The 12,094-nt window shown below is 30.8% G+C and carries 10 protein-coding genes; all 10 read left to right on the forward strand.

All coding sequences use genetic code 11. The features are described from left to right. The first annotated feature begins 14 nt into the window (after positions 1–14). The 10 genes from ACWJJT_RS13295 (at position 15) to ACWJJT_RS13340 (ending at position 12,089) form a co-directional block, all read left to right on the forward strand. Entirely contained in the window at positions 15–1,430 is a 1,416-nt protein-coding gene (locus ACWJJT_RS13295) for an O-antigen ligase family protein (RefSeq protein WP_462955028.1), read from the forward strand. 75 nt (positions 1,431–1,505) lie between these two features. Continuing rightward, positions 1,506–2,585, forward strand: coding sequence for a CDP-glycerol glycerophosphotransferase family protein (locus ACWJJT_RS13300; RefSeq protein WP_462955029.1), 1,080 nt, complete (start codon positions 1,506–1,508; stop codon positions 2,583–2,585). A 13-nt stretch (positions 2,586–2,598) separates the two neighbouring features. Continuing rightward, positions 2,599–3,309, forward strand: a complete 711-nt coding sequence (ispD, locus tag ACWJJT_RS13305) for a 2-C-methyl-D-erythritol 4-phosphate cytidylyltransferase (RefSeq protein WP_216303897.1) — start codon at positions 2,599–2,601, stop codon at positions 3,307–3,309. Further along, positions 3,309–4,358: an alcohol dehydrogenase catalytic domain-containing protein gene (locus ACWJJT_RS13310; RefSeq protein WP_462955030.1), complete on the forward strand. Its 1,050-nt coding sequence runs from the start codon at positions 3,309–3,311 to the stop codon at positions 4,356–4,358. Before ispD ends, ACWJJT_RS13310 begins: the two co-directional genes overlap by 1 nt. Before the next feature lie 49 nt (positions 4,359–4,407). Continuing rightward, entirely contained in the window at positions 4,408–5,784 is a 1,377-nt protein-coding gene (locus ACWJJT_RS13315) for an oligosaccharide flippase family protein (protein ID WP_462955031.1), read from the forward strand. A gap of 112 nt (positions 5,785–5,896) precedes the next feature. Next, entirely contained in the window at positions 5,897–6,988 is a 1,092-nt protein-coding gene (locus tag ACWJJT_RS13320; protein WP_462955032.1) for a glycosyltransferase, read from the forward strand. A 1-nt stretch (position 6,989) separates the two neighbouring features. Then, a complete protein-coding gene (locus ACWJJT_RS13325) occupies positions 6,990–8,894 on the forward strand; it encodes a hypothetical protein (RefSeq protein WP_462955033.1) in 1,905 nt (634 codons plus the stop codon). Between the two features lie 245 nt (positions 8,895–9,139). Then, positions 9,140–9,832 (forward strand): YveK family protein, encoded by a 693-nt coding sequence (locus ACWJJT_RS13330; RefSeq protein WP_462955034.1) that lies wholly within the window; start codon positions 9,140–9,142, stop codon positions 9,830–9,832. Between the two features lie 99 nt (positions 9,833–9,931). After that, positions 9,932–10,585 (forward strand): CpsD/CapB family tyrosine-protein kinase, encoded by a 654-nt coding sequence (locus ACWJJT_RS13335; protein WP_220319822.1) that lies wholly within the window; start codon positions 9,932–9,934, stop codon positions 10,583–10,585. Positions 10,586–10,871: 286 nt separating this feature from the next. Beyond that, positions 10,872–12,089, forward strand: a complete 1,218-nt coding sequence (locus ACWJJT_RS13340; protein ID WP_462955035.1) for a DegT/DnrJ/EryC1/StrS family aminotransferase — start codon at positions 10,872–10,874, stop codon at positions 12,087–12,089. The last annotated feature ends 5 nt before the right edge of the window (positions 12,090–12,094 follow it).

Below are 12,094 nucleotides of genomic sequence, written 5' to 3' on the forward strand. Positions count from 1 at the left end.
AAGGAGAAGGAAGTATGAGCTTTTTTTTATCATTTAACAAACGTTTTTGGGTTATCGAACTTGTCTGCCTATTAATAGTAGGAACTATAGTATTATTTCCCATGGGATCTGTAAGCATTGCCTTATCAGAAATAATCGCAATAGGATTTTTTCTTTACCTGTTTATTTATCGGGGGGTATATAAGCGTAATTATAATTTTCCTGTATTATCAAAAAAAGTATTTTGGATATTGTTTGGATTTGGTATATATTTCGTTATACTATTTGGTGCGCGAATTATACTACATTTACCATTCAAGGATACGGTATGGCCAATAAGATCATTAATACTTGGTTCAGCTATATTTTTTCTAATTGATGAATACAAACCAAAAGTAAACCATCTTTTAAGTGGAATAATAGTTCTTTATTCTGCATTAAATATAAGAGAATTAATCGATTGCTTTAGATTTTCAGATATTCGAAAATTGAAGTTTTTAGATAATATCAATATATATATGTATATATGTATCATGTTTATTTCTTTTACAGTATGGGCAATAAAAGAAAGCAAGGAAAAAAGATTACCATCATGGATTGCGCCAATTGCATATACAAATATGGGGATAAGTATGGTTTTTGCATTCCTTTCCGGGGGTCGCTCAGGATGGGTAATGATGGGGGGCGTACTTACAGTATCCTTTTTATTAGTATTTGGATTTAAATGGTGTTCACTTAAAAAAGTTATATTATTTACTATGGCATGTATTGTTGTTACAATAATTGCTACATCACTAAATTTTATGAAATCGAAAAGTAATGTATATAGATCATTTTCTGTTATTGTTACTAGAATTCCAGGCCTTGCACAACCAAAACCTGAAGATGCAGAAGAGGATAGTGTAGCAACTACTGAAGCTAGTGATAAAATACGTGGTATATTCTGGGCAAAAGCATGGACTTCAATAAAGAAGAATCCTGTTTTGGGAGCTGGTACATTTGCAGTAGCATATAAGGAAATACCCACTAAAACTCAAGTAGAAACACCAATTGCGGAGCAAACGCCTATAAAAGAGAAAACATCTACGGAAAAGATAGAACCGAAAAAAGAATTAACACCTATGGAGGAACAAATAGCCAATGCAAACAAAGCGCCACGACCTGCCCATAATTTCATACTTGAAACTTGGATGGGATGGGGACTAGTAGGGTTAATATTATACCTTGCAGGTTTATTTTCTGCTTGTTATTATGTAGTAATTAAATTAAAAAATATTCCAATGCAATTCAGAATTTGTTGCGTACTTCCTATTGTGTCAGCAGCATTTATAAGTTTGATACAATCATTTATACTTTTAAATTTCCAAGCGACATATATTATGTGGTTTTGCCTTGGAATTGCATCAGTGGCAGATCACCACTACAAAGAAAGCAAAACTGGTAACATTTAAATACAGCACCTATGGGGAATAGCTTCGCAGAAGATAAATAGCTTCGTAGGTTATAATTAAGGTGGGAGAAAAACTTTGAAAAAGAGAATATTATTAACATCTCAAACTGAAGATAATATAAAAGCTTTACTCAATTATTATGAAAAAAACATAAAAAAAAATAGATCTGACATTGTAGTGGAATATAGCAGTTTTTATAAGTATAAAAACATTAAAATCTTACACTATATTATAAGAGCAAGTCAAATGCTTAAAAATTATTCTGCTGTTGTTTCTGATTATACAACTAGCGTTTTTTCAAAAACTAAAAATGGTGTTTTTATGAGTCATGGGTATGGCACTAAAAATACTCCAGGAAATAGTGAGCTTGATATTAAAAAAACAATGGATATATATAAGGGTATTAGAACTAAAATAAAAAATGTTGTAACACTATCTGAAAGAGATAGCACGTATTTTTTAAGATCTACAGAACTTGATAAGTGTCCTCTTCCAAATTATATGCCACTTGGATTACCAAGAAATGATATGTTGTTTGACAAAGAATACATCTCTGGATGTAGAGAAAAGTTCGACTCAAAACATAATACTTTCGGAATGAAAATTCTATTGTTTTGTCCAACTTGGAGAGGTTATGAAATAGAAAAAGCCTTCCCATTTACTGAAGAGGACTGGATAAAGTTTGATGAGTTTATGGGACAGCAAAATTGGAAAATGATTTATCGTCCTCACTATTTAGAGAGGCTAATAGATGATAAAGTTTTTGATAATATGAGTAACATTTTAACAATGGATTTTGATGAAGAAATGTCGACTCAAAGTATCCTGGCAGTGTCTGACATGCTACTTACTGATTATAGTTCAATTTATGTGGATTACTTAGTACTCGATAGGCCAATTTGTTTTATGCCATACGATATAGAGCAGTATGAGGAAAAACGAGGACTTGCTATAGATTTTACTAGCTATATAGATACTCCTGGTCCTAAATTAAAATGCATTGATAATTTAATAAGTTACATAAAAGATACGAGTAAAAAGGATGAATATATAGCTATTAGAGAAGCTGCTCAAAAGAACTTCTATCATTACTTGGATGGAAATAGCTGCAAAAGAGTGTGGAGTTTAATATTAGATCTTGTAGATAAAAAATAGGAGGTAGATATTAATGAATATTGCTATTATACTTGCAGGTGGAAAAGGTACTAGAATGGGTATAGTTGATCAACCTAAGCAGTTTATTGATATATATGGTAAACCGATAGTTGTACATACAATTGAAGCATTTGATATACATGAACAAATAGATGCAATAGCTGTTGTTTGCCTTAAAGAATGGCATGAGGATATAAAGATATGGACTAGAAAGTTCGAACTTAATAAAGTGAAATGGATAGTGGATGGTGGAGAAACTAGACAGGAATCCGTTTTAGCAGGGCTTAAGGCAATTGAAGAAGATGTAACATCTGATGATATTGTAGTTATTCATGATGCTGCAAGGCCACTAATTTCTCATAGAATAATAGGTGATAATATTGAAGGGGCTAAAGAATACGGCGCCGTAGATACTGTTATACCTGCTACGGATACTATAATTCAAAGCAAAGACGAGAATACTATATCGTCTATTCCAGTGAGAAAAGAGTTATATTTAGGTCAAACGCCACAAAGTTTTAAATATTCAACTATAATGGATGCTCATAAAAGTGCGGCAAAATCGAAACTTCAAGATTCTACTGATGACTGTAGGGTAGTATTAAATTATGGGGAAAAAGTTCATCTAGTAAACGGAGATAAACTCAATTTTAAGATTACTACAATGGAAGATTTACTTTTATTAAAGTCCATAATTAAAATGAGTAAACTGGAGAGAATATAATGTTAACGCGAGGATTTAAAATAGTTCAATCTAAGAGATTTGAAATTTATATAGAGGATTTAGAAGTGTGTACAGGACATGTAGTGGTGAAGATTGAAACAGCAGCTATATGTAAAGCTGATTTAAGGTATTACCTTGGCAGTCGTGACGAGCGAACACTTAATTTAAAATATCCAATAAATTTGATTCATGAAGCTGTAGGTACTGTAGTGAAAGATCCTACAAACTCCTTTAGTAAGGGAGATAAAGTTGCACTAGTCCCAAATATAATGATTCCAAAAGATGAACAAGACGATTTTGATATTGCTTTATCTAGTGATAAAAGATTAGGAGAAAACTATTGCCCTAAAGCGTTATTTGCCTCAAGTAGTTACAATGGATTTTCTAAGGATTATATTGCATATCCCGCATACAATCTTGTAAAGATAGAGGATAATATTGATTCGAATATTGCGGTGTTCTCAGAACTAATTTCTGTGGCAAATACAGCAATTCGTAGAATAGTATTAAAACCGGATGATGTTATAGGCATCTGGGGTGATGGCATCCTTGGGTATATAATATGCAGCGTATTAAAGCAGATACATAATGGTACCATTATAGTGATAGGCCATAACAAAGAAAAATTAGAAAAATTTGTTGGTGTGCAAACTTACCTATCAAATGATTCAGATATTAAGAAAAGTAAGATTAATGTTGCATTTGAATGTATAGGTGGCGCGGCGTCTGAGAGTGGAATTGATGAGATTATTAACTCAATACTTCCAGGATCTAAAATGGTATTAACAGGTGTATCAGAAAATCCCATAAAAATTAATACCCGAAAGGTATTAGAAAAAGGATTAGCATTTTATGGAATTACAAGAAGCAATGTAGAAGATTTTAAATTTGCAGCTGAGTTACTTAAAAAAGCTGACTTTAGATCGGATATTTCAAAATTAATTTTAGAGGTAGCACCTATCTATGGAATTAAAGATTATTATAGAGTATTCGAAGTAGAATCAGAAAATAGGGCACTTGGAAAACACATTATGAATTTTAAATATTAAATTTAAAATTTAAAAGCAATATAAATCAAATGAAATTAGAGGAAATTAAATGAATATAAAAAAATCATTAAGAGTAATATGTGTAGAATGCTTTGGGATACTGATTGGTATATTGAATGGACTCGTAATACCAAAGGTTCTTGATATACAATCCTATGGTTATCTAAAAACATTTACGTTATATATCACATATGCAGGAATGCTCCATTTTGGATTCTCAGATGGAATGTATTTAATATTGGGTGGTAAAGATATAACAGACATAAAAAGAGAAAAAATAAAAGGCTATTTCTATGTTATGCTAAAGATTGTAATAGCTACAGTTGCTATTTTATTTATAATTTCAATATTTTTTATAAAAGATATGGCGTTTAGGTACTTTGTATTTTATATATTACCGTTTCAGATTGTGTTATTTGTTTCTCTATTATATAGAGCGACAGGTGAGTTCAACAAATATGTAGTAATAAGAATAGTGCAAAATATAGTGAATTTAGCATCTATTCTTGCAGTTATATTAATTATAAAATCGCCAATTTTATATATGCAGATTCAAGTTGTTGGAAATATGGTTTTGGCAATTGTTAGTGGAGCGTTAATTATTTTATCAACAAAAAAATCAGAAAAGATAAAACGCTCAGAAATAAAATCCATAACAAGTATGGGTTTTACTATAATGATAGCAAACGCTATAAGTCTTCTATTTGTTACTTTGGATAGATGGTTTGTTAAAATAAAATTCACAGACAATGATTTCGCATTTTATTCTTTTGCGGTATCGATGCTAAGCTTATTTATAGTTTTAATAAATTCAATCACAGTTTTGTTTTATCCTTATTTAGCAAGAAATAAGGATGACGCAAAAGTCGTCTCAAATGTTAAAAAATACATTATATTAATATGTAGTTTTGCACCTGCTGGTTATTTTGTACTGGAATTTATAGTAAATAACTTCCTAAAAGAATATATACCATCCTTAGAAGTGCTAGGAATATTAATAATAGGGATACCATTTATTACTTTAACAAATGTTTTATATGCAAATCTTTATAAAGTAGGAAAAAGGGGCAAGGAGTATTTAATTGTAGCCTCTAAAATGGTAGCATTAGCATTTATATTAAATGCATTTGCGACATACGTATTAAAGGATCCCGTAATGATTGCATATGCTACACTTGTTACTCTAGTTGTATGGTATGTATATTCTTCATTTGACTTTAAAGGACTTGAAATACACAAAAATGAGATAATACATTTTATAGTATATTTGTGTTGTTATCAAATTGTTAGGATAATTCCTATTCCATCATTAATCAAAGCGTTTATGTTTATTGTCAGTATGATGATTACAGAATACATTTTGTTTAATGCTGATATTAAAGACATATTTTTAATGATAAAGAGTAGAAAAAAAGATAGAGTATAAAAATTATAATAAAACAACCGAAATGTATAACAATACATTTCGGTTGTTTTAGTTTGTTTAAAAAATATTTGGATATAATTTAAATATAAGTATTAATAAGGAGAGTGCTATAATGAATGGTAAAAAAACAGATCTATCAAGAAATATCTCGATTTTGATACCGGCTTTTAATCCGGATACTAAACTAATAACTTTAGTAGACAATCTTACAAAGGCAGGTTTTGCAAATATTAGCATAGTGGATGATGGAAGTAGTGAGGAGTATAAACCAATTTTTGATGAATTAGGGCTTAAAAAACAATGTAACATATTGGTTCATGCAAAAAATATGGGAAAAGGTAGGGCACTTAAAACAGGTTTTAATTATTTTCTTAACAATTGCGAAGATTGTGTTGGCATTGTTACGGCGGACGCTGATGGTCAGCACGGCATCGAAGATATTATAAAAGTTTCACAAAGGTTAATAGACAATCCAGAAAAACTAATATTAGGGTCTAGAAACTTTTCAAAATCAAATATTCCTTTCAGAAGCAGGTTTGGAAATATAATGACTAGAAGGATGTTTGGACTCATAGCTGGAATAAAAGTAAGTGATACGCAAACGGGGTTAAGAGCTATTTCATCGGATTTTGCACTAGATTTAATGAGTGTTAATGGAGAAAGATTTGAGTATGAAACCAACATGCTACTTGAATGCAAGAGCAAAGATATTGCTATTGATGAAGTATGCATTGATACTATTTACATAGAAGAGAATAAATCATCCCATTTTAATCCAATAAAAGATTCAATAAAAATTTATGGAGTTTTCTTTAAATTTATGTCATCTTCATTTTTATCTTTTGTTTTGGACATTGGCTTATTTACGATGTTTTCAAAACTATTTTATAATATAACACCGGAATATTTCATTTTATTGTCGACTATAGTTTCCAGAATTATATCTTCCTTATTTAACTATAATGTAAATAAAAATGCAGTATTTAAACATAAAACTTATGATAAATTAGTGTTAGTTAGATATTATGTGTTATGTTTAACACTTATGTTAGTGTCAGGACTAAGTGTATCGGCTACTTGGTTTGTTTTCAAACGTTCTGAGGTTGTTATAAAAGTTATAATAGATGGTATCTTGTCACTTATAAGTTACAAAATTCAAAAAGAGTGGGTTTTTAAGAAAATGAACATTTCAGAGGAGTTGTAATATGTATCTAATACTCATCTTTGCGTTATTATGCTCTGGAGCTGCTATGATTTCCTTAAAATTTAATAAAAAAATTGAAGAAACTCTCTCAATGTGGATTTTTATAATAATTATTATTTTATATTTATTTGCAATGCTAGGCTTACTAGAAATCGGTGTATATACCGTAGTTGCAATTGGATTAATTAGTATCGTTTTTTGTTGTTATAATATTTATAGAAATAGGCAAAATTTCATAGAAAATGTTTTAACACCGGGATTTGTAATATTCACGATATTCTTCGTAATTGCATGGTGGGCACAAAGAGGAAGAATGCTAACATCTTGGGATGAATTTTCACATTGGGGAACTGTAGTTAAAAACATGTATATATTTGATGCTCTTGGTAATCATCCAGAGGCAACTACCACATTTAGGGGGTATCCTCCTGCAACCGCATTATTTGAATACTTCTGGGTAAAACTATCTGGAGAGTTTACAGAGGGTAATTTATACAGGGCTATGAATATATTATATTTTTCATTAATGATGCCTATATTTATTAATGTAAAACACAAAAACTTCAGCAAGATAGTTATTCGATTTGTTTTCATATTAATACTCCCTTTAGCATTCTTCCAGGATTTTTATACTAATATAATGGTGGATGCAATCCTCGGAGTTATGTTTGCAAATGTACTCATAACCCATTATGGGAATAAACTAAGTACTTTCAAAATTCTTAATATAAGTTTAACCTTATTTATATTAACCCTCACAAAAGCTCCGGGATTTGGACTTGCGATTATAGCTATTTTAGTAATTGCTGTAGATCTCTTTTTTGCAAAAAGAGAGGAGTTAAAGTTATACATTAATCAGGGCACGAAGATTAATACTTTAAAAAGAATAGTTCTAATTTTATGTCCTGTATTTGCTGCCATAATATCAAAAAAATCATGGGCTATGTATCTTAAAATCACAAAAACGAATGTAGCCTGGAATACAAGCGAAGTTGGTCTACAAAATCTTAAAGATTTATTTACTGGAAATGCATTTCATTACCAATTTGTAACAATAAATAATTTTTTCAAAGCAATTACAGAGGTTTTTTTAACAAACTATATACTTAAATTATCATTAATGGGTTGGGTAGTAATACTTATAGCAATTTCTACTATACTAATAACCTTTGTTTCTAATGAAGAGGAAAAAGGTCGGTATTCATTAGGAGTTATAACAGTATTCATGGGAGGTATTATATACACTGCCTCATTACTAATTTTATATGTGTTTACATATTCAGAGTATGAAGCTACTAATTTAGCATCCTATTCAAGGTATACAAGTACCTATCTTTTAGGTGTCTTGATTTTTCTAGTTGTAATCATATGTTTAAAAGAAAAAGAATACGATACTAAATTTAAGCAATCATGTACTATTTTCATGTTATTGTTTTTATTGTTAATTACAAATGTAACTCCAGTTATAAGTAATACTATATTGGCCCCTTACAATATAAAAAATACAATAGAAGAACGTAGACCTTATGCGCCTATAACAAAGATAAAAGGGGTATTAAACCCTAAAACTGATAAAGTGTATTTTATTTCTGTTGCAACTAATGGTTTTGATTATTGGGTTAGCAGATATAATATAACACCTATAAAAACTAATTTGGGCGTAGGCAGTTGGAGTCTTGGTAAACCATATTATAAGGGTGATATTTGGACTAAAGACATAAGTGCAAAAGAATGGGCAGAAAAACTGAAAAATGAGTATAGCTACGTGTATATATTTAAAACTAATGATGGGTTTAACAAAACCTATGGAAAAATTTTTGAAGGTGGGAGTAAATCCATTAAAAAGGATACTTTATATTATGTGAAAAAGAATAATGACAGTATTGTTCTTAAAAAAGTAAAGTAGATTAGAGCAAATATTTTATGCACAAAGAAAGTATATATTACATATGATGCATTGAAGCGAGCTTTAGAACTTCTTATTTTATTTTTAATTAAGATGCGTTAAGAAAAACATATGTTTGAGCGACAGCGAGTTTATGTTTTTCAGCAGATTAATTAAAAATAAAATTAGTAGTCCTTAGCGAAGTGAATTCATTAATAGTAATGTATACTTTTGTTTTTTTAGTAATTTACTGGGAGGAAAGATGAGTGGATCAAGAAATGGATATTAGTCTTAAAGAAATGTTTATAATACTAAAAGAAAGGTTATGGTTAATAGTTTCTATAACTGTAGCGGCCATTATAATAGCAGGTATAATGAGCTTTTATATTATTAAACCAACTTATGAGGCAAAAACAAGTGTAATAATAGGAAAGCCACAAAGTACTGCTAGCGGGTCTACACAATACAATGATGTAAAGATGTATCAAGATTTAGTTGAAACCTATAGTAAAATTGCTCAATCTGAATTAGTAGCACAGGGAGCTTTGGACGAACTAAAGGGTAATTTAACTCTAAACCAGATCAAAGATAGCATAACTGTTACTCCCCAAACTGGAACTCAAATTCTAATAATTAGTGCTAAGAGTAAAAGCCCTCAAGAGGCCCTTAAAGTTATAAATGCGATTTCAACTTCTTTTATAGAATCCTCAAAAAAGGTTTATCCTATAGGTGCAGATATACAGGTAATGGATAAGGCAAATATGCCAACCAATCCTATTAGCCCTAATAAAGTAAGAAACATGGCGATCGGATTTTTAATAGGATTAATAATTTCCGTGGGACTTGTGTTCATACTCGAATACTCTGATAACACTATAAAGACCGAAAGTGATGTGGAAATATATATAGGATTACCGATTTTAGGAGTAATACCTAAAATGACAGCATATATAAAATAGGAAGGTATTAACAGCACCATAGGTGATGATATTACAGCACCACAGGTGATGATTAACGCGTTTACTCATAAAAAAAAATTAGTAAAGGTAGTGAAATATATGAAAGGATTAGGCTTAATAACATTTAAAAAACCTAATATACCAATCGCAGAGGCGTATAGAACTCTTAGGACTAATATCCAATTCTCTTCTTTTGATAAAAAGATTAAAACCTTGCTGGTAACTAGTTCAGGACCAGGAGAGGGGAAAACTACTACTGCTTCAAATCTAGCAATAGTTATGGCCCAAGGTGGAAGTAAGACCTTATTAATAGATTGTGATCAAAGAAAGCCAAATGTACATATGGTTTTCGGGTGTTCTAACGCAGAGGGCTTGTCTAATATTTTGGTAGATAAAAATGAAGTAGACATAAATAAATGTATTCAGAAAACTGAAATAACAAACCTTTATATTTTAGCTTCAGGCACAAAGCTTCCAAACCCAGCGGAACTTTTAGGATCTGCAAAAATGAAAAATTTAATTGAGGAATTAAAGGAAATATATGACTTTATAATATTGGATACTCCTCCAATAATATTAGTTACGGATGCACAGATTCTAGCTCAGTATACGGATGGCTGTCTGTTAGTTATTTCTTCAGGGGAAGCGGAACGAGATTCAGTTATTAAATCTAAAGGACTCCTTGAGAAGGTTAATGCAAAAATATTAGGAGTAGTAATTAATAAATTAGATCTAAAAAAGAGTGGCTATTAACACTTTCAATATTAATATAGCGATAATAGCAAAGGAAAGAGCAGTAGAAAGAAATCAAAAAAATAAATACCACAAAATAGATAGAATTTGCGAACTGCAGCAAATTCTATCTATTTATTTTTTTGTGATGCATTGCGGATCAAATGTAAGTTTTTGGAACACAATTAAAGAAAATTACATACAATATGAAATATACAACATAAAACAACTTATATATTGGTGCTTCAATCTGAAGCATATGTGAGTAAAATAGAGTATAAATATTTAAAATAAGAGGGGGATAAATATGAAAATACCATTTTCGCCACCAGACATTTCAGAAATTGAAATCAATGAAGTTATAGATACATTGAAATCAGGGTGGATAACAACAGGGCCAAAAACAAAATTGTTTGAAAAAAAAATGGCAGAGTATATGAACACCTCAAAAGTGGTATGCCTAAATTCAGATACAGCAAGCATGGAAATGACACTTAGAGTTTTAGGGGTAGGAAAAGGAGATGAGGTCATTACGTCTGCTTATACATATACCGCCTCAGCAAGCGTTATTGATCATGTAGGATCTAAAATTATCCTTGTGGATACTGCAAAGAACTCTTTTCAAATGGATTATGAGCAATTAGAGAAAGCAATAACAGAAAAAACAAAGGTAATCATTCCAGTAGATATTGGAGGGGTGATGTGTGATTATGATAAGATATTTGAAATAGTTAATAGAAAAAAGGAACTTTATAGACCAGCGAATGACATTCAGAAGGCATTTGGTAGAGTGGTAGTATTAGCTGATTCAGCCCATGCATTTGGTGCTTCATATAAAGGAAAACGAAGTGGAGAGGTAGCAGATTTTACATGCTTCTCATTTCATGCAGTAAAAAATTTAACCACAGGCGAGGGTGGTGCAGTTACATGGCGTGATATTCATGAGATTGATAATGAAGAAATTTATAGACAATATATGCTCCTTTCTCTTCATGGTCAGTCGAAGGATGCACTGGCAAAAACAAAGGTCGGCTCATGGGAATATGACATTATTTATCCTGCTTACAAGTGCAATATGACTGATATAATCGCAGCTTTGGGATTAGCACAGCTTGGGAGATACAACGGTATTTTGGAAAGAAGAAAACAGATTATTGAAATGTATGATAAAGCATTAAATGAATGTAATGTTGAAACTATGAAGCATTATGGAGAAGGGTTTTCATCAAGTGGTCATTTATACTTGGTAAGGCTCATTGGTAAAGATGAAGCGTATAGAAATAGAATAATAGAAAAAATGGCACAAAAGGATATTGCAACAAATGTACACTATAAACCATTGCCGATGCATACAGCATATAAGAGGTTGGGATTCGATATAATAGATTATCCGAATGCTTTTGACATGTATAAAAATGAGATTACATTGCCATTATATCAGCGATTAACGAACGAACAGGTCGAGTATGTGGTGGAGAGCTTAAAAGAAATTATGGCGGGTGAGGTAGCACCTAGTTTATCATAGTTTGA

Source organism: Clostridium sp. CM041 (genome assembly GCF_055081035.1).

Bases quoted from the DNA above. Each gene is read 5' to 3' on its own strand.
- ACWJJT_RS13295 (WP_462955028.1), top strand. From the start codon at position 15: ATGAGCTTTTTTTTATCATTTAACAAACGTTTTTGGGTTATCGAACTT.
- ispD (WP_216303897.1), top strand. From the start codon at position 2,599: ATGAATATTGCTATTATACTTGCAGGTGGAAAAGGTACTAGAATGGGT.
- ACWJJT_RS13310 (WP_462955030.1), top strand. From the start codon at position 3,309: ATGTTAACGCGAGGATTTAAAATAGTTCAATCTAAGAGATTTGAAATT.
- ACWJJT_RS13315 (WP_462955031.1), top strand. From the start codon at position 4,408: ATGAATATAAAAAAATCATTAAGAGTAATATGTGTAGAATGCTTTGGG.
- ACWJJT_RS13320 (WP_462955032.1), top strand. From the start codon at position 5,897: ATGAATGGTAAAAAAACAGATCTATCAAGAAATATCTCGATTTTGATA.
- ACWJJT_RS13325 (WP_462955033.1), top strand. From the start codon at position 6,990: ATGTATCTAATACTCATCTTTGCGTTATTATGCTCTGGAGCTGCTATG.
- ACWJJT_RS13335 (WP_220319822.1), top strand. From the start codon at position 9,932: ATGAAAGGATTAGGCTTAATAACATTTAAAAAACCTAATATACCAATC.
- ACWJJT_RS13340 (WP_462955035.1), top strand. From the start codon at position 10,872: ATGAAAATACCATTTTCGCCACCAGACATTTCAGAAATTGAAATCAAT.